The 19,779-nt window shown below is 53.9% G+C and carries 13 protein-coding genes; 4 read left to right on the forward strand and 9 right to left on the reverse strand.

Annotated features, from left to right (window positions below; translation table 11 throughout):
• Positions 1 to 41: 41 nt before the first annotated feature.
• The gene (locus tag HY962_00915; protein ID MBI5645463.1) at positions 42 to 1,676 is read left to right on the forward strand and encodes a DUF362 domain-containing protein; all 1,635 of its coding nucleotides are present in this window, start codon (positions 42 to 44) and stop codon (positions 1,674 to 1,676) included.
• Here the strand turns inward: HY962_00915 and HY962_00920 are convergent.
• Together HY962_00920 and HY962_00925 are read right to left on the reverse strand one after the other, a co-directional pair.
• On the reverse strand, positions 1,673 to 3,295 hold the full coding sequence (locus HY962_00920) for a hypothetical protein (protein ID MBI5645464.1): 1,623 nt from the start codon (positions 3,293 to 3,295) through the stop codon (positions 1,673 to 1,675). The genes HY962_00915 and HY962_00920 overlap by 4 nt on opposite strands.
• 18 nt (positions 3,296 to 3,313) lie before the next feature.
• Complete coding sequence (locus HY962_00925; protein ID MBI5645465.1) at positions 3,314 to 6,202, reverse strand: T9SS type A sorting domain-containing protein; 2,889 nt, start codon at positions 6,200 to 6,202, stop codon at positions 3,314 to 3,316.
• A 300-nt stretch (positions 6,203 to 6,502) separates the two neighbouring features.
• On the opposite strand from HY962_00925, the gene HY962_00930 reads away from it, so the two are divergent.
• Positions 6,503 to 6,994, forward strand: coding sequence for a peptidylprolyl isomerase (locus HY962_00930; protein MBI5645466.1), 492 nt, complete (start codon positions 6,503 to 6,505; stop codon positions 6,992 to 6,994).
• Positions 6,995 to 7,856: 862 nt separating this feature from the next.
• Here the strand turns inward: HY962_00930 and HY962_00935 are convergent.
• From HY962_00935 to HY962_00955, 5 genes are all read right to left on the reverse strand, one after another.
• A complete protein-coding gene (locus HY962_00935) occupies positions 7,857 to 8,639 on the reverse strand; it encodes an MBL fold metallo-hydrolase (GenBank protein MBI5645467.1) in 783 nt (260 codons plus the stop codon).
• Positions 8,640 to 8,783: 144 nt separating this feature from the next.
• A complete protein-coding gene (locus HY962_00940) occupies positions 8,784 to 10,937 on the reverse strand; it encodes a S46 family peptidase (protein MBI5645468.1) in 2,154 nt (717 codons plus the stop codon).
• 181 nt (positions 10,938 to 11,118) lie between these two features.
• Positions 11,119 to 13,158 carry a cytochrome c3 family protein gene (locus tag HY962_00945; GenBank protein MBI5645469.1) on the reverse strand — a complete coding sequence of 680 codons (2,040 nt, stop codon included), beginning with the start codon at positions 13,156 to 13,158 and terminating at the stop codon, positions 11,119 to 11,121.
• A gap of 107 nt (positions 13,159 to 13,265) precedes the next feature.
• The gene (locus tag HY962_00950; protein MBI5645470.1) at positions 13,266 to 13,979 is read right to left on the reverse strand and encodes a cytochrome b/b6 domain-containing protein; all 714 of its coding nucleotides are present in this window, start codon (positions 13,977 to 13,979) and stop codon (positions 13,266 to 13,268) included.
• 69 nt (positions 13,980 to 14,048) lie between these two features.
• On the reverse strand, positions 14,049 to 15,092 hold the full coding sequence (locus HY962_00955; GenBank protein MBI5645471.1) for a hypothetical protein: 1,044 nt from the start codon (positions 15,090 to 15,092) through the stop codon (positions 14,049 to 14,051).
• A 293-nt stretch (positions 15,093 to 15,385) separates the two neighbouring features.
• On the opposite strand from HY962_00955, the gene HY962_00960 reads away from it, so the two are divergent.
• Positions 15,386 to 17,200: an alpha/beta fold hydrolase gene (locus HY962_00960; protein MBI5645472.1), complete on the forward strand. Its 1,815-nt coding sequence runs from the start codon at positions 15,386 to 15,388 to the stop codon at positions 17,198 to 17,200.
• 31 nt (positions 17,201 to 17,231) lie between these two features.
• Here the strand turns inward: HY962_00960 and HY962_00965 are convergent, their stop codons facing one another.
• Together HY962_00965 and HY962_00970 are read right to left on the reverse strand one after the other, a co-directional pair.
• Positions 17,232 to 17,993 carry a phosphatase PAP2 family protein gene (locus HY962_00965; protein ID MBI5645473.1) on the reverse strand — a complete coding sequence of 254 codons (762 nt, stop codon included), beginning with the start codon at positions 17,991 to 17,993 and terminating at the stop codon, positions 17,232 to 17,234.
• 273 nt (positions 17,994 to 18,266) lie between these two features.
• Positions 18,267 to 18,707, reverse strand: a complete 441-nt coding sequence (locus HY962_00970; protein ID MBI5645474.1) for an Hsp20/alpha crystallin family protein — start codon at positions 18,705 to 18,707, stop codon at positions 18,267 to 18,269.
• Between the two features lie 292 nt (positions 18,708 to 18,999).
• Between HY962_00970 and HY962_00975 the strand changes: the two genes are divergently transcribed.
• Complete coding sequence (locus tag HY962_00975) at positions 19,000 to 19,770, forward strand: J domain-containing protein (protein ID MBI5645475.1); 771 nt, start codon at positions 19,000 to 19,002, stop codon at positions 19,768 to 19,770.
• Positions 19,771 to 19,779: the final 9 nt, after the last annotated feature.

Here is a 19,779-nt window from a genome sequence, read left to right on the forward strand (position 1 = left end):
TACGCAGGTTCTGTTTGGCAATACCAATATGAGGTTCCGCTATGCGTCGCAGAACATTTCTTCAGCTCACTGGTGCTGGCACCGTTGCGGCATTCCTCGACTTGCGTCAGTCTGCCGCCGGAATGTGGCGGTCCCAGGGTTCGTGGTTCCGACTGCATCCATTTGTCGAGGCACACCCCGAGGCGGTGTTCATCATGAAGACTGCGGTGACCGACAAGCGGAATGCTCTTGAAAAGCTCCAGGCGGGACACTCGTTTGCGTCGCGTATGTTTTCACTCAGTGACTCAGGCGGCATTCCGGTCTCGCATGCGATTGCGCTGAAACCGAACCTCACCTGTACCGGTGGAACAGGTGGCAGCGCCGATGGTATGGGCATACGAACAGACATGCCGTTCCTGGAAGGGGTGCTCGAGGGAATGAGAGGCGTCGGATTGAGTATGGACAATGTGTTCATGCGAGAAGGTAATTGGCTGGGAGACGGGTATTGTCCAGGGGAACGGCTGGTCGGAGATGCGGAAGGTGTCGCCGGACGGAGTGGCGTACATTTGCTGGATCTGCCCTCCGGAAGAAAACTCCATGAGGTCACCTTCGATACTCTCGCACCCGAGGACGTGACATGGAGAGATATTCCTGATGGTGTTGTCTTCCGACGTATCGGATTCCTTCACCCCTTCAATCATGACGAATCATGGATTCTGAATATTTCGAAATTCAAAACCCACTCGATGGGTATGACGCTGTGTGTAAAAAATCTGCAAGGGACCGTAATAAGCCCACTCGTGCGGTTCTGCGAGGGACTTGACGCAACGGCCAAACATGCATCAACAGTTCGGAGTCATTTTCAAGGCGACTTGGAATCCCGTGTACAAACCCGCTTCGCCTCGCACCTCGCGGCAAAACTGCCACGCTGGGACAGACCTGGACGAGACGCGCAGGGGGGATTCGGCATGGAGACCTGGGCGCAGCGGACGTGCGATTCGCATAGTGCGATGGGTGCAGGTCTTCATGTGATCGAAGGATTGTACGGGCGTAACGGAGACGGCTTCAATGCTGGCCCTGGGAGCGGCGATATGGCCGAAGACTTCCTCACAAACATGATCATCTTCGGTACGGACGCCTTTCGTGTCGATGTGATAGGGCACTGGCTCGGCGGCCACGAACCTGGCAATTTCGGCCTATTTCATATCGCCCGTGAACGCGGTTTATTGTCGGTGCTCGATCCATCCCGAGTCCCGATCTATGTGTGGGAAGGGGATGATATGCGCCTGACGCCACTCTCGGAACTTGAGCGGACGCCGCTCGTATGTCCGTACCTTACACGAGACTACAATGGCGGGGTGGAACCGCGCTATCATCTTGTGAACGAACCTTTCGACTACGGGCCTTCCTCCACGGATGTACCGAGCGAACCGGGCTCGACTGTACTCGGACAGAATTACGAGAACCCTGTTCGCGGAAGCACCATCATCGAATATCGGATGCGGAATGCCGGCCGTGCCACCATCGAGTTATTTGATTCGGGCGGGCGCAGGATTGATGTCATCACCGATGGCTGGCGCAATGTCGGAACACACATGGCGCGATGGAACAGCTGTCAGACTCCCGCAGGCAGGTATTTTTACCGCTTCTCTACTAACGGCTTTTCCGAAACGAAACAGCTTGTAGTCCTTCGCTAGCAGGCCGTTTCGATAAATCTTCCGATCCACGCCTGCGCGCACCGGATCCCATCAACGGCTGCGGAGGTTATCCCACCAGCATAACCCGCGCCTTCTCCCACGGGATAAAGGTTGAGATGCGTTGTTGAATGGAGTTGGGTGGCATCTCGCAGAATTCTGTACGGTGACGAGGTGCGTGTTTCTGCACCAAAAACCTGAGCATGTTCGTGAGTGGCAAAGCCACGCATTTTGCGATCAAATACGGGCAAGCCCTTGCGCAGTGCATCCAGAATAAATGCAGGAAGTAGTGCGTGTATCGACACCGGGGCAACTGGATTGAGGCACGATGTGGGAAGAGCGCCTTTCGAAGCTGTGCCCGCGAGAAAATCCGCAAGACGCTGCGATGGTACGATGTTGCTGCGTCCCTGGGTATTGCTCGCAGCGCGAAATCGTTCTTCAATCTCTTTCTGAAACTGAAGCGAGGCGTCGGGTCCATCATATCCGAGACGTGCAAGATCAGTTCGCGAGACATTCACAACCATCGCCGCGTTTGAAAAGCGTCCCGTCTTCAGATGATTGCTCATGCCATTTGTCACAACGCCATCGGTTCCGGTGCTCGCGTTCAGAACATACCCACCAGGACACATACAAAACGAGTACACCGCACGATCTTCATCCTTCCAGGTCTTGGCCAATTTGTACTGCGCCGTTTCAATACCCGGGTACTTTTCTTGATATGCTGCCCCATACTGCATCTCGTTGATCGCGCGGGCGGGATGTTCCACCCGCACTCCCACTGCAAAATCCTTCGCTTCCATCTCCACGCTTTTAGTGCGGAGCATGGCATACGTCTCCCGTGAGGAATGACCGCACGCGAGAAACAGCCCCGCTCCCACATCCAACACCATCTCTTCTTCCGTCCTACCTCTCGACGGCCTGGTGTTCTGGAGCATAAGATGTGTGATCGCTCCGGCAGCGCTTTGGAAATCGTGCAGACGGGTATTGTATCGAACGTCCACCCCCTGCAAGGAAAGTGCATCGATAAGACGGGTGATGCATTGCCGGATCAGATTGGATCCAAGATGCGGGTTATACGTCGTCCGGATATCCTCGGGGGCTCCGTACTCGACAAACGTGGCCATCACGAACGCGATGTAAGGCGACCGGATCCGTGTGATGAGCTTGCCATCACTGTATGTCCCTGCACCACCGGCACCAAAGCAGATATTGGAATATGGATCGAGTTCGCCGCGCTTCATGAAGCGCGCCATATCACGAACTCGTTCGCGCATCGGTGGCCCCTGTTCCAGAAGTGCTGGAGAGAAGCCGTGCAGATGGAGCCACAGCGCACAAAAAAGACCTCCCGGTCCGCTTCCGACCACTACCGGTACGGGCCGTGTCGAGTTGCCGAAATATTGTTGGAGCCGCGCAGACTGCTGCCGTAGCTGTGAGCGAATTTCATCGGCCGGATCGGCAGTATCACTGCTGATGCTGTATTCGACTTTGATATTCCAATGCTGCCGAGCATCTATGCTGCGCTTAAGCACGCGGTATGCGCCCCCCGATCCGAGCCGTTGAGCAACCGCGTCATGGAGTTCGACTTCTGTATGGACAAAAGGGAGCGAAATCTGGAACTGCATTGGAACCTGCTTCGTGTGTTACCGAACGATAAGTATCGAGGCGGTGATGTACCTCGATCCGGCACTGATCCGCAACAGATACATCCCCGGCTGCCTGAGCGATACCGGCATCACTGATCGGCCTTGGGTGAGCTCAATGTCATTGGATTGATATACCCGCACGCCCAACGCGGAATACACGTCCAGTCGAATCATGTTCTGCGTGGATGCTTCCAACTCAAGCTGTATGGGTTGTTGTGATGATGCAGGATTCGGATATACCGCACGAAGTCGGAAAACATCCTCACTCGCAGGGTCGACACCGGATGGTATGATGGCGGGGATACTCGTCATGTGTTGAGCGTAAGCATTGCCGTTCAGCGTCGACGTTGCGTAGATGCGAAACGAGACCTGTCGCGCAAATTGTGCATGGTCAACATGAAACGTATCAACCATCTCCATCGACGATGAGAAGGGTGACAGTTTCAATGAATGTATCCGCTCAAGAGGAGTACGCGGAGTCAGACCAGATCCGCCTCCGAGTTCGACCTTGGTGGAAGTAAGTGTCCGTACGACCCACGCGTCATTATACACGCGAAATGAGGTCACGAGAGGGTTCTCGTTATAGTCGCTCCCGTCGCTCCGCACCGTCAACGCCGCCGGAATCCGGATGCTCTCGATCCGTAATTCGGTGGGTCTTCCCGGAATCATGATTGAGTGCTGTGAGAATGCACTCCGAGCGGTGTCGAAATATCCTTCAACACGTGTCACGTTGTTTGTCGTATCGGACCGCAACGAGGCGAGAAATTCGAGCGGCCAGACTACACGCGTGCTATCTCCCGGCTGAAGCATTAAACCAACACGCTGTGCGCCCGTCGTGACAGGTCCCCATGGCTCACCAGGAAAGAGCCGCAGTGAATCAAGAACGAACGCAATCGGGCCTGTGTTGCGCGCAATTGTCACGAGTGTGATTTGTGTGGGCCTGTAGATGGTAATGCTGTCATAATCCACCGCGGTGGGCGCTTGGATATCGATGCGCAACGTTGGCTCGAATCCAGGCACAAAGATTCGCGCGGTGTCACTGATCGTACGTCTTCCTTCATAAAACGCCGTCGCGACCATCGAGACGTAGCGTGCTCCGGTGCGTTTCTCAACTTGCCCGTTCCACACCCGCGAGAATACCTGCGTCGGTTCAAGATCGCCATCATAGACGAGTGAAGGCGGCCCGAGTCGAGCCGCCCCGTCACCTAGGATTTTCACGGCGACTGAATCGAGATGTACACGTGTTGATCCAGCATTTGTGAAAGTGAAGCGCTGCTCGAATGGATTCGGGGTGTATGTCAGAGTTCCTGTGTCGATCTGCAGAGAATCGACACCTTCATGGTCCAGACGCACACGCGGTGTCAACGCGGGGATGCGCACCGTGCGCCGAGCGCGAGCAGTGTCGCCCAACGAGGATATGACGGCGATGTCGAAGGAGACGGATGACTCTGAAGCACCACCTGTTATACGAAATGTGGCGAGATACTCCGGCGACACGGAGTCGGGCATTAGGAATGAATTCGGCATGTCGAGAACCGGGCCCGCTGGAAACACGCCCACGCCGATGGGACTCACTCGCGTCTGAACGATTTGAACGTTGCCCCAGTATGTGTTCCAGGCCTTGAATCGAACATCTATGCTTCGGTTCACATACTCGGTCCCATCAGGACGTAATGCTACCGTGTCTGGAACGATGATGTCCGTGAGCACGAGTCCGAAATCCCTGCCGGGCACCTGCACTCGCGTTTCAGCGCTGCGTGACTCGGCATCGCCATCAGTCACCTCCGCACGGAACAGTAAATCACGCGCGACACGCCCGCGAAGCACGTCAAGCTCCCATTCGAGCGTGTCCGATTCACCTGGACGAAGCATATGCAGACTACGCACGGTATCGTGCCGAGAAACAACTCCTTCACCCGTTATAAACAACCGCAATTGTCGCAGATCCGCATCTTGAAATCCCGTGTTAGTGATGCGTGCCCGAAGTGGAAGTGGGTATGGGGAGTACACGGTCCCCGTATCGAACTGAAGAGCCGGCGGCGCATCAAGTGTAATCGTGTAGGCCGGAGAGAGGCCATCGGCCGCGAAACTACGACTGTGCCGCGTCTGCAATGGTCCACCTGCAATTGTGCGACCCGTGACGATAGCGACGATGGAATCCTGTTGCGCAACTCGTGTGGCCGATGTATAACGGACTGTCCACACGAGATCCATTCGGACGTCTCCAATCGGCACTGGCTGGAGCTGTGGAAGAATGATTGGGTTTGATTGGGTTGCAGGATCGAGGACGCAGCCCGACGGTAGGAGCAACCGGGCGACCACACTGTCGGCACGCGTCCCGCCGTTGTTGTAGAGCCGCAGGCGTACCTCAAAAGGGTTGTCCTCGTATCCAAGTGAATCGGTGCGCGCGATGAGTGAGACATCGCGCGATAAGGCGGCATAGAGCTCGGCAGGCTCGGCCGCGGGAATCATCACATCAATATTGTGCTGTGTTGAATCGGTCGCACCGCGCTTCACAAAAAAACGCACCCTCTGTACGAAAGGTGTGAGCGATAGAGGGTGAATCATTTTATACGTCAGACGCAGTGAATCACCCGGGGCCAGGACCTGCGGACTTGCAGGGCGTATCGTTGATGAATTTTCGCTGCTGTCGAGCGAAAATGGTGCAAAAAAAGCAATGCGGACAGATACTGGCTGCGTTGCGACTGTGCCGGTGTTACGCACCGTTATCGTAAGCGGGTACGGTGTGGGATCGTAACGAAAGGCGTTCCTGTTGTATGTGTATCCCGGTGAATGAAACGATACGGTCAACTGCGCGTTTGCAACACCGCTGGCGCAGCACGAGAGGGCTGCAATGGCAATGGCAACTGAGAATCCGTGCTTCATGCTTCCTCCGACGTCAAATGTGTTCATCCATTGGAAAATACAACAGGACACGTTCTCTCGCGCAACCGCGATACTCACGATCCGCCTTGCCTCGCATTCTCCCCGTGAAGTAGTTTGCGGAACTTTACCAGTTCATCTTGTTCAATTGCGAGAGACACTATGCGTCAGCTTCTTCTTCCCCTGCTCCTCCTTGCTCTGATCGCGGGCTCCGCCCAGGCACAGAAGACACCGAAAGACAAAGCCGCTTCGAAAGGCAAAACCGAAGCGTCGACCTCCAACACTAAAGCGGGAAAAAAACCCATGGTCATCATGAAAACCGAACTCGGCGAAATGGAAATTGAAATGTGGCCCGAGATCGCTCCGGTCACGGTTGCCAATTTCACGGGTCTCGCCGCAGGCACCAAAGAATTTACAGATCCCAAGACAGGCCAGAAAACCAAACGTGCGTTTTATGACGGATTGACCTTCCACCGGGTGATCGGAGATTTTATGATCCAGGGTGGTGACCCTATGGGAACTGGTTCCGGCGGACCCGGATATCGTTTTGAAGATGAATGTTTCGACAAGGACGGCAAGCTGAAAGCAAAAGTTGGATACGGAACTATCTGCATGGCCAATGCCGGCCCCAATACAAACGGTTCACAGTTTTTTATCGTCACCAAGAAGGATGGTTGTGATTGGCTTGACGGTAAACACACGGTGTTCGGGAAGGTTGTCAAAGGTATGGAAGTTGCTCACGCCATCGAGAAGAAGGGAAATGGCGTAAAGATGTTGACGCTGACCGTGAAATAAAGATCTCGTGCCGACCGAAGCGGCCCGGCACGTCGCGTCAGTATTATTTTCATAGTCGAACACAAGAAGGGCGGCCTGTCGGTCGCCCTTCTTCATAGCCCTAAAGCAGGGTGAAGGACGAACTCCGGGTGCTCAGTTGAATCATCACTCCGCCTTTGCGGACTGAATATGCTTCTATTTTCCCACGGGCGAAAGAGGGAAACGTCGGGGATGATACGGCCAGATGCCGACCGACATTCGCGTGAGAACGTCGAGGGCCTGTTCCTCGCCCCGCATCAACGCAGTTTCCTTGCAATCATCAAAACTGGTTATCATCCCGGTATTTCCGGGAACTGTCATGTAGTCGTATGCGGTAAGTCGCCCCGATGCGACCTCTTCTCTCAGCCGTACATACAGAGTATTGATGAGGCGGTTCATGAAGTCGGATTGAGTGGGACCAGGGGTAATTCCATTGGATGATAACATCGAGAACGAAGTCATCCGGTAGTAATTCGGATCCGAGCGGTATATGCGGACGGTTCGATTGGGATTCCCGAGTGTTGCCTCACGGAGCATGCTTGTCGTAAACATTCTTTCACCAAGCGATTCATGCTGCACTATCGGTTCCCACGCCGGGGTCCATCGCGTTCTTAACGGCACGCCATCGAGGCTGCCAGTTGAAATAGAGCCCTGTTCGGGCGGTGCATTCCATCGGTCCGGTACCGCAACGGAATCACGTCGCTCCTGTCCGTAGCCGACATACAGGGGCAACAAGACCACAGAGATCATCCAGCTTCGCATGAAGCGAAACTAACAAAAAGAAGCACCAGACGCGAGTCAATCCTGCTTCCGGATTTAGAAATCCCCATTCCGGAATTCGATGTTATATCGTGTATACCTCGCTGACGGTATGTCGGGATGCGAGTTCGAATCGCGGCGTAAAACCGGGTTTGCGAGCAAGCAGCGCCTCGGCTTCGCGGGCGACGATTTCGGGGGTATTGTTGTTTTCGCTTATGTGCGCAAAGATGAGCAAACGGAGGTCGCCCCCTGCATGCGTATCAAGGAGGGTCATGGCCTGTTCGTTGGAGAGATGCCCTAACTCGGAATCGACCCTCTCCTTCAGATCCTCAGGATAATCCCCGTTCCAAAGCATGTCGGAGTCGTAGTTGCTCTCAAGCATGAGTGCATCCACCGTCGGAATGAGTGCGTCGAGCCTCTCATTGCTTGCGCCGAGGTCCGTCACGTACAGGAAACGTTTGTCGCCAATTTCGACAAGAAAGAAAACAGGATCGGCCGCGTCGTGTGATTTGGGAAAGGCGCGTACCGAGATGTCTTCCACGGCTACGGAGTTTTCTCCGTCCGGATTGATGAAGTGAAATCCCTTGAGTCCGTCACGCTGCCAGAAATTCCGATACGTTTGTTCTGTCAGATACACGGGCACTCGATTGTGCTTCGAGAAACTTTGTACGCCTCGAATGTGGTCCCCGTGTTCATGTGTGATGAATACTCCCCGAATGGAATTTGTGAATCGTCCGTGCACTTTCAGCCGCGTCTCAATTTGCCGGTTCGATATTCCACAATCCAGCAGTACCGCAGCGCCGCTTGCGGGCGATTCGACGTATACCGCATTTCCGTTACTACCGCTGTTCAGGACGATGATGTTCACTGCTTCTCTACTATGGCCAGCGCTGTACAGTATGATCGATGAGTCGGATTCAGAAGAAAAAATCGGGCACAAAGGTACCGACGACAGAATGACTGAATTAGGTTTCGCTTCGGTACGGGTTGCGAGGCACGCGATGCCCGGACCTTAATATCTGACACCCAATTCTTTCAGCAGAAAATCCGCCTTCCCGATGTACTTGGCCACAAACAGAATGTAACGTATATCCGCTCCGATGGATCTGCTGTAGCTCTCGCTCCACTGATAGTCGTTAATGGTAGCTTCAAACGTGCGATCGAAGTTTACTCCGACAAGTTCTCCGTACGCATTTAATACAGGAGATCCAGAATTGCCTCCAGTTGTATCCATATTGTAGAGCATGGCCACGGGGACCTCACCGAGCGCTTTATCCTCGAAGCTCTTATCGTATGAACGCGTGTTGTAAAGGTCAATGAGTTGAACGGGGGCGTCGAACGGCTCTTCTCCGGTCTGTTTTTCTGCGATCCCCCGGAGCGTGCTCAGAGGAGAGTGCCTCGTTGCATCGGCCGGTGCGTATCCACGAACGTATCCGTAGGTAAATCGAAGAGTGCTGTTTGCGTCGGGAATGAACTGCGTTGAACGCCAGAGCATCTTGGCGTCAAGCAGTGCGCCTTCGAGTCGATTCAGTTCTCCTTCGCGTGCGCGCTGCCTCTCACGAATTTTTTCCATAGCCGTCCTGTATTCAAGCGCCAGTGCGATCACGGGATCGTTGGCTGCGACAAGCGCCTCCCGGGTCAAGTCCGCAAGTCCGACCATCGTCTCCTTTTTTGCGAAGGCGCTGCGGGACATAGCGTCCCGTACTGTGGCAAGCACCGCAGTCTCGCGCTCGCGCGCGCTACCTTCGGATGGAACAGAGATGGATTGAAGGAAGCGCTGATCACGGGGCAGCGCCGCCACGTCCAGAATTGAACGCGCAAGAAATGCCTCCTCGGCGCCGAGATGCATGTCGTCGAAGCGTGCAGCAAGACCGGCCTTTGCCCGCTCCACGACCTCGGGCTTACGGTCCTTCGCTTCTGCACCTGTGAGCAGGGCCATTGCGGTGCCGATGATTTTGTTGCGACCAAGCATGGCGAATGCGAACTCCTGCAACGCATACTCCTGCTGCTGTTCGTACACACGGCCAATTTCGGAGATAACCGTCCCGTACTTTTCCCTGCGATTGGGATCGGCTTCTATAAACGCCTGGAGCTGTCTCTCCTCCTCCACCTTTTTCGATACGAGAGCAAGGCGGCGCATTCCTTGCAGCTTGCCCTTGTAGTTTTTTGTCACGTTTGCATAGCTCTTTATCTCATCGGCGAACTTGATCTGCAGAGCTCTGTCGCCTTCTCCCATCTGCTCCATCGTGGAAATCATCCAATCAAAACGTCGGCTGACGGCTGGAAGCTGAACGCTTTCCTGAAGGCGAAGGAAGTGTGACGTTTTATGCCGGTACGTGCGTCCCGGATAACCAAGAATCATGACAAAATCGCCTTCCTTCACACCCTTGGTCGCGACTTTGATATGACGTTTCGGAGTAAACGGGACGTTGTCTTGTGAATAGGCCGCGGTGGATCCATCCGGTGCCACATAGGCACGGAGAAAACTAAAGTCTCCCGTATGGCGGGGCCACATCCAATTATCATTTTCACCTCCGAAATTTCCTACACCGAGAGGTGGAACATACACGAGCCGTACATCGAGAATGGAGCGCGAGGTGAATAACACGTAGCTGCGACCTGGAAACATCTCGGCGACTTCACACGACACGTTTTTCTGCTTGCCCTCTTCGGCCCGAGCAATTTCATTCATTTTTGCGCGGATGGCAGTAGCCCGAGCAGACGGCTGCATGCCATCCTTGACCACCGACATTACATCGCTCGTCACATCTCGGTACGATTCGGTAATCTGGCAGGTGTAATTCTTTGCTGGAATCTCCATCTCGCGGGTGAAGGCTGTAAACCCGTTTTTCAGATAATCCTTCTCCGGCGTGCTCGCTGCGGCCACTGCGGGAAATGCGATATGGTGGTTGGTCAGGATCAATCCGTCTGCTGACACGAATTCACCGGTTCCCCCGCCGCCGCCCATACCAACTTCACAGATCGCTTGAACCAGACTGACACCCTCGGGATTATAGATTTCCTTGACATCGATCTTCAAACCCTTGGCTTTCAGGTTGAGCTTCCCGATTTCACTGAGCGGATACATGCCCTCGTCGGCTGTGATACCGATACTGAGTAAGGCGGACAGGATGAAAAGGAGAGGGAGAGATAAAAGTTTGCGCATGAGTGTTCTCGGGGAGCTGAAAGAGCGTTATGAGAGCCGTCTTATGGTCAATCTTTTAAAAGTACGGAAAATCACACAGGCACGGCAATCGTCTTGGTACTTTGCCGAATACACCACACCCCGGACATCTTTGAGATGTCCGGGGTGTGGTGTCTGTTCAATGCCATTCTGAAGCGGAGCGTCACACACCCGCTTTGGAAAGTGCGGCCTTCTTCTTCGGTGCATGTGACGGTGGAAGAGGCATTGCTCCTCGAGTATTCTGCACCATGCGCAACTCCTGCAAATTGCGCAGGTCGGCAACACGCGCTTCTGGATAACCGAGCTCCTCGAACGGTATGATGCCTGTGTCTTTCGGGGCATGGCACGATTCGCACTGCATCGCCTCTTTGGTGATCGAATGGTTGAGCATCAATGTAGCGTCCTGCCGCATCCACTTGCCTTCGATCTTTCCAGAGAATGGAATCGTCCACCCCTTCTCTATGCCCATGTAGTTCATGAATGCATCCATCATGTACACTTTAAAAATCGTTCCGTACATCATTTTAATGATGGGGTCATCCATCGCTTTCATCACCGCGGCTTTGGGATTGCCCGTCTCGTAGTACACGTTGTAATCAAAGGGCAGCAGCATTCCACCGAACGGCCCCTGATTTCCCATGTCCTCGTACATCTTCGCATTGAAGCGTTTGAATGGGGCAATCCTCGACTTGCCAAGACGGCCGATTGGACGGAAAGTCTCCTCGTAATACGATGCATAATTGAAGTCTTTGAATGCCGCATCGGGTGTTGTGACAAACGCCCTGTAAAGATTGAGACCGTTGGGATTATCGCCAAGAGCACCCGCCATGAACGATCCGATACCGTTATGCCAGCGGTACACGATCGCTTCACCTGGTTTGCCTGACCGCAGGATGTCGCGATACACCCACACCCCCTCGCTTTCCTCAAACACAGGATCCGTCCAGTCGCGCAGCACCACGTTGTCGTCGGTCAAATGCGTGATGTGACAGGTCTCGCAATGCATCTTATCTGTGTGGGCATTCAGGAACGCTCTCGTGGTTTTATCCTGAATGTGCGGAGTTGCCGTGTGACATTTCTCACAGCTTACTTCCACACCAGGCAGGTCGTTGCTGACAAGATCCGTGCCGCGTGTGCCACGCGCAATAAGGTGGCCGTGTGATTCGTGGCAGTCAAGACACTGCAAACCCGCGGCATAGTGGACGTCACGGCCTCGGGTCGGATTTCCGCGTTTGGCCCCGGGGTGCAGGAGTCGAGGATTCTTGTATCCGAGCTTCTTCGCGGCGAGGTTGCCCTCGTACATGTCGCCGCCATGGTTGTGTTCGTGGCATCGAAGACAGTTGTCAGAAGTAGGCCTACCAACCGCCATTGCAGCCTTCATGCTTCGATCCTGATTCCAGCGGTGTTTGCCGTTGTCATCCTTCACCACATACTTCTCGTTCATGTCGTACGCTGCCGAATGGCAGATCAGACAATCCATCGATTCGAATTCCGCATCGATGGGGGTATATCCCGGAAACATCGTGCCCGTCATGGGCCCATACTGTCCACCCGGATGACATTGTCCACACCCGTCGCTTCGAGTTTCACCAGTTTTGGTTTTCACGATCGTAGCCCAGCCGGTCCATGTGAACGAACCTGGAATCCCGCAGGCGCGATCGATCTTCCCCATGGGGATTCCTTCAACGAGCTGCCCGTTAAAACCATACGTGTTGAATCCGGAAAACTTGTTCAGGCCGAAATGTACACTCTCTTGAATATTATCGCGTGTGCTGACCGTCATATAACCGCCTTTCCCGTCCTTCACGCGTATGTTTGGATGGCAGCTTATGCAGGTCTGAGGACCCTCGTACGCCCGGATTCCCGCCCTCCGGAACCGTTCGACGTGATCAAGCCCAATGCGGCGTTTAAATGTCGAGACGTTGCCAGCGAGTTGTCGCGCTACCGCCTCATACACCGCGGGGTTTTTCATCGCGGTATCGACCGTGCTGTACGCGACCATCTCAACCTGAAGCTCTCTTGCGATTCGTTCAAATTCTGCATCGCTTACGCGCTGAACGGGAAAGTCGATTGTCTCTGATCGATGCACATACGGTACCACCATGTTGACGAGGTGCGAATAATTGAACCATGCGATTGCGATCAGTACGACGGATGCGGCACCGATGCGGATCAGCCAGCGTTGTTTCTTGCTCGTAGCCATGTGTCAGTTGTGTGATTGATGGGGAATAACTGTTGCTCAGTTGTGGTTTTTCGATCGCAAGGACGGTGTGATTGCACCACGAAGGATCCCGCGCCCGGCCTCGCTCTTCACGCCCGTGTTTCACGCTCAAGGAGACGCTCATACTCGAGCGGATGTTCGTGCCGTATCTCGTCTTCTGAAATCTGCCCGTGCCACCAAATCCAACTGGCGGGAAATTTGTCGGGATTGTAGTGCACGTTGTAGAAATGCCACACCACAATCGCTGATATCGCCAGGATGGCTTCATCACTATGGGCGATATAGGCCATTCCGATTGCGATGTCCGGTAGCATGTTTCCGAAATACACGGGAAACCATAGGACCAATCCGGAGAACATCATTACGGGCAGACCCCAAAACACGGCGAAGTAATCGAACTTCTCTCGAAAGTTGAACCTGTCGTATCGAGGGAGTTCCTTTTGAAGGCCGAAATAGTACAACGACGTCTCCCACCAATCTCGAGCATCCTTCATTGTGGGAATCATCGGCCAGGCTTGTCGGATCCGACCCTTGTTCTGTATTAACAACTGAATGAGATAGACGATATGAGCGAGCCCGTCCAATATCATTGCCACGGCCGCGATACGATGGATCAGGCGCGCTACCGGCAAACCGCCCATTGCGGTATAGACCACATCGAGCCACCCGACTTCCGGAAAACGCATTGGGATGCCGGTGATCGTCAGTAACGAAAAACTGCCGAGCAAAACCCAATGCTGGATTCGTTGCCCGAGAGTGAGACGAGTGAAATAGCGCTTAGAGGGATCGAGTCGTGGTGACATGTTCGTTGGTTGTTTGGAACCGGCCAGGTGGTGCGTCCAGCGGAATTCCTCTGGACGATGATAAGTCTGTCAGTCGATTAGGATTCGTTTCGCCCAACGCAATCCGGGGCGAAGAGCACTGGCGAGCACACGGACGGAAGGTGCAAGAGCATTCAGCCAGGAAAGTATAAGACTTAGCCATCCGAATTTTTTCTGAATGTCGAGAATAATGCCAATCACCAGCATCAACATTGATCCCGCGGTCAGGGCATAGAAAAACAATTCTTCTAACCGCAGAATGGCGTCTTTTTCAATGCGAAGACCAAGGTGATTTGCGCCTGACATGGCGAAGTTCATCTGTGCTCCCGGATGGCATTCTCCCTGACCACACGTGCGGGAGATATTCCCCGGAGCGATGGTTGATCGAGCGCTATCACGAGGAAGCACAGAGTGCACGGAGTGGCAGTCCTGGCACACCGCTGTATTTTCTTCCCCGAATCGTATGGCCTTGTAGTGGAAGCTCCTCTTATACGACGCAACAGCTTCCGTGGTAACCTTGTTTCGGGCCATTAACGCGTGATCATCGTGACACGCGATGCACAGGTCCATTTTTTCACGGACTCCTATTGCTTTCACTGCCTTTGTTACGGCGTGCGCATCACCCTTGCCGTGGCAATGGAGGCATGCGGGAGCGCCAGGGTTCTTTCCCGTTAATCCGGCGCCATGCACGCTGACTCCATAGTCATGAAAAATGCTGGCATGTGAATATGGCTTCCCATTCTTCACAACATGACAGTCGCTTCCACATGTTGCACGCTGGCCGGGCTCTAACTCCGCATGAGGGTATTGCGTGATTGCCGGGTGGCAGTCGGTGCAATGAATTGTAGCATGAACTGAACCGGCATATGCGCTCGCATTGACCGACAGGTTTCGCGGTGCTGCAGTCGCGGACTCCCGGTATGAAAAATTCGCCAAACCGTGGCAACGCAAACAGGCCTGCGAATCGCCCGCTTTCAAGGAATGCGGCACCTCAAAAGCCTCACGCACAGCCGGACGCGGCTGCGCGGGAACAGAATACATCGCAAGGAACAGATGAAGTGGAAGTGTGACGGAGAGAAAGGTGCTGAACTTCATGACAATCCGTTGGCGGATTAACGGGTGCGTATTAAGTGGGGTGGCCTGAGTACTCAAATTCCTCGATGGCAAGGTGTTCAATTGATCAGATGCACGAATCCGTTATTGGATTCAGAACAAAAATAATATTTGCGATAAACAAATAACATCAATAGCATAAATGTATAGAGGAACTTATTGTCGTGCAACGAAATCCGAAGGATGTCTCCTCCGTTCTATTGATTTCTCCCCGATTTCTGAAAAAATTGCTATTATGGTGGAATAATTCTGTGATAACGAATCAGGGATACGTCATGCGTCTGCGCTTGTACAGTCTCTTCATTTTGGTTTTTCTCGTGTGTATTACGGGCCATTCTCAGACCGCACGCGACACTCTGGTCTTGATGAATGACGGTGTAACGCTTGATGCCCTGTATGTGCTTCCCACAACTCCTGCGCCCACCGGCGGATTTCCCGCGCTCGTGTGGGTGCACGGATTCGCAGGATCCAAGGAGGAAAATCGCAGCTACGCACAAGCGTACGCCGCTCGGGGATATATTTGCGTCGCGTACAGCGTGCGCGGACAAGGGGCGTCCGGCGGTGAATTTGATTTCTTCACATCACCACGCGTCACCGCTGATCTCAAAGCATTTATCGATATGGCGGCTGCACTACCAGGTGCCAATCCGGAACGAGTCGGCGTGATAGGCGCATCACAGGGCGGGATACATGCTTGGTCGGCTGCGGCACACAATCTCGGTGCACGCGCGGTCGTGTCGATCATTGCAAACGGACGATTTGACGAGAACTGGCTTGAGAATAACGCCCTCAATTGGACATTCGCGTCAGCGATTGTTGCCGCAACGATCCGTTTTTCACCCGGTGCGAAGGATTCAGTGAATCGCGCAATAAGCACTGGGAATTACGCGTATTTGCGTTCGATGCTGGGCGGTTACACAACAACAGGACTCGAGTCCGCAACGTCGACGCCCACGCTTATCCTGGTAAGTTATTTTGACGGATTCTTTAACCAGTCATCGGCACTGAAACAATTCGCGCGCATCGCGGGACCGAAACGTATTGTCACATATCCCGGAGGACATGCTCTGCCATCGCACCCCATACAGCGCTCGTTTGTTACACAACTTCAGGATCGGTGGCTCGAATACTGGTTGAAAGACCAGATCGGACTCGGAAGTGTCGCCGGTTCGGACAGTGCTGTGATCATGTACGACGCGATAACAAATCTGCCCCATGTGTATTCACTTCGAGATTCGGCCATTTGGCTCGGTACATCGGCGCCATTGCCCGGCAATATCTCTCCGCGGACATTTTACCCCTCCAACGGAGTACTCGAGTTATCAGCTCCGACAGCCTCCGAAACACGAACCATCTCGTACTCGCGCGTGACGGGCTCAACACCACTCGTATACCGTTCCGAACCGCTTGCGCAGGACATGGTCCTGGGAGGTCGGCCATGCGAGGTCCAGATCATGGCCAACGGGTCCGGTGCGTCGTATCAGGTGGTCGCAAACCTGTACGATTTTGATCCGGCAACCGGCAAAAGCGCTCAACTCGCGCGCGGGCATTATCAGGTTGCGTCAAACACCTCCGGAGACGAAAGACTACGGTTTGCCCTGACTTCCGTTGCGGCAACGATCCGTGCGGGACATAGGCTAGAGCTTCGTATTCACGGCGGCATGGCCCTGTTTCCCGGCGCAAACGATTTCGGGAACTACGTGCTCGGACCTGTGGACCCGTCCACAAACACGGTGTATCTCGGCGGTACCGATCCCAGCAATCTGACAGTCTACACCATTACCGGGCCCACAGGCATTGATGCATCGGCGCAGCTTCCAAACACGCCGCAATTGGGCGTTCATCCCAACCCCGTTGGATTAACGGCGTCCCCTTGGGTAACCGTTACGCTGCCATTTGCACAATCCGACATCTTCCAGCTCGAATTGTACGATGCACTCGGGAGACGCATGACGCACTCGATACAATCAGATTCTCGATTGCCATCAACAATCCAAATCAACACCACCTCCCTCTCGAATGGAATCTATACGGTGTTAGTCCGGACTCGAGACACATGGACATCAGGTCGAATCATTATCGCACGCTGATGATCAGCCGATACGTTTCGACGTTTCTAAACTACCACCGTACGTAAAGAGCGAGTCCCGTTCCGCGCGCCGTAAGCACCGGCGCGAATGTCATGTTTACGCCGGTCGTCTGCTCGGGTTCTCTCTGCTGGCTGATCTTCACAACAGCGGTCCCGATTCCATACCCAACTGCCGCACCCAGGAACACATCCGACGCCCAGTGTTTTGAGGCCACCATGCGTTGCGCGGCCGTTAGGCTGGCCAGCGAGTACAGCACTATGGTCGCAACAGGATGATCGATTCGCGATGAAAGCACGGATGATACAGCGAAGGCAACGGTTGAATGCCCCGAGGGAAACGACGTATGCTCTGTATCGAATTGAAGTGGACGAAACATCCTCGGGCCTTCACCGACGTAAGGACGGCTTCGACCGCTGAGTGATTTTACCGCTGTGGTGATCAGCCCGGCGTACAATACAGCACTCAGGGTTAGCCGGCCCAACTCTCGGAGAGACCTATCTCCTGTTACGATACCACACATCCATATTCCACCGCCCAAGGCCCCTGCAATACGAACATCACCGTAAAGCTGCCCAACGGCGAACACGCCGCCAGCACCGTTCCACCCCTGAGCTGTAATCCGCTCCTGTATCGCCTCGTCCTGTGCGAAGAGAACCGCCACACCCCCGGCCACGGCACCGACAGAGAGAGCGTCACTCGCGCTGAGATTCATTACGCCTTGGAGAAGTGATGAACCGTCGTTGATAGTTGCTCGCAAGTCTGCGGCTACTATTCCGAATCCGGATTCATCCATGGCTTTTGAATCGATCCACGCCTTTGTTAAACGTCCGGGTACAACTGACTGTGGTTGGCCCACCGCGACAAGAGCAACGTGAAATACACATGCTGCCACTATTCGATACAGTCGACCTGAGATCATAGAATCAAGCTAAGAAATATCCTGTCTTTATCCTTCTGCCACCGATGCGCAAATTTCTGAGCCACAGCGCACAGCGGTCCATGGGAAAAAGGCAGAGGCCCGCCGCTTGGCGGGCCTCCGTGTGAGGCGGGTTTATAGAGGGAATCCTTAGTTGATCGAGATTTGCCGCGGCTTCACTTCTTCGGCTTTCGGCACAGCGACGGTGAGCACACCGTCCGAATATGTCGCGGAAATCTTCTCAGCGTTCACTGCTGTTGGGAATGTGAATGAACGGTAGAACTTTCCGGTAAGACGTTCGATGCGATGCACCGTCACGTCCTTCTTCTCCTCCAACATTTTGCGCTCGCCACTCACGCTGAGCGTATTGTCGGCGAAACTCATTTTGACCTGGTTACGATCGATGCCGGGGATGTCGAAGAACAAGGTGTAACTGTCGGCATCTTCCGTGATATCAACAACTGGTGACCAGACCGCCGACTCATAGTCTTCGTCGCGGCGTGCACGCGGTGCGACCGTATTAAAGAGACGGTTCACTTCGCGCTGCAGATTCATAAAATCGTTCATCGGGGTCCAACGTGTGAGTGTCATGGCGTGATCTCCTGTACTGTGTAGTTCGAACACTTGTGTTTCGTGTGGTCGTTCATGATGTTATCATCTCCTGTGCCAATCAAAATTTTCGGCAAATACACCGTGCGGAAATCGGATATCTGATATTCTGTCATTCCCGGCTGACGCACCGTGTGCCGAAATATCCGAGGCTCTGCCAGAAATTCGGACACCACATTGCCAAATTTGTCGAAAGACCACGACTTGGGCTTGCGGTACGGGCTTTGCTGAGAAAATTGTTCGGCACACGCAGCCGACCGAAGGAGCATCAACAATGAAACAGAAGGATTACTACAAAACACTTGGAGTGAACGAGACGGCAGGGCCTGACGAAATAAAGAAGGCATACCGTCAACTGGCCAAAGAATGCCACCCCGATCACAACCCCGGCGATACGGCTGCTGAAGAACGGTTTAAAGAGGTGAATGAGGCCTATGAGGTGATCGGGGATCCTGAAAAGCGAAAACGATATGACGAATTACGACAGTACAGTGAACACGGCAGCAGCGACACACGGCAGATGTCGTACGAGGAGTTCATCAGGCGCTTTGGTGGGCAGCAAGCACGAGGAGGAAATGATGCCGACGAGTTCACGTGGGGATTCGGCAGTTCCTCACTCGACGACATTTTCGTGAATCTTTTCGGATCGACACCGTATAGTCGCCGGCAACGATCAACCAGAACAACTAAGAATGTGCACAGCACCACGAGTACCGACAATGATGGTCCCGTACCGACGGCTGATTCCTTTTTCAAGAAAAAAGGGAACGATGCTTACGTGGATGTTGATGTAAACATTGCACAGTCACTTCTCGGTTCTAAGATTCGCGTCCGAACACCATCCGGGAAAAGTGTGCATGTTCGCATTCCTCCTGGTACGCAGCCGGGAGCAGTCCTTCGCGTGCGAGGTATGGGCTACCCCTCCGGGTATGGCGGTACAGGCGATCTGTACATTCGCACCCAGCTCATTGTGCCCGCTCACTTGACAGAGGAACAACAGAGTCTGGTCAAGGAATTTGCGGCAGCGCTCGGTCTGAAATATTAAGAAATCAAG

The sequence above is a fragment of the Ignavibacteriota bacterium genome, assembly GCA_016218045.1.
In the GTDB taxonomy this organism is placed as follows: Bacteria; Bacteroidota; Ignavibacteria; order SZUA-365; family SZUA-365; genus JACRFB01.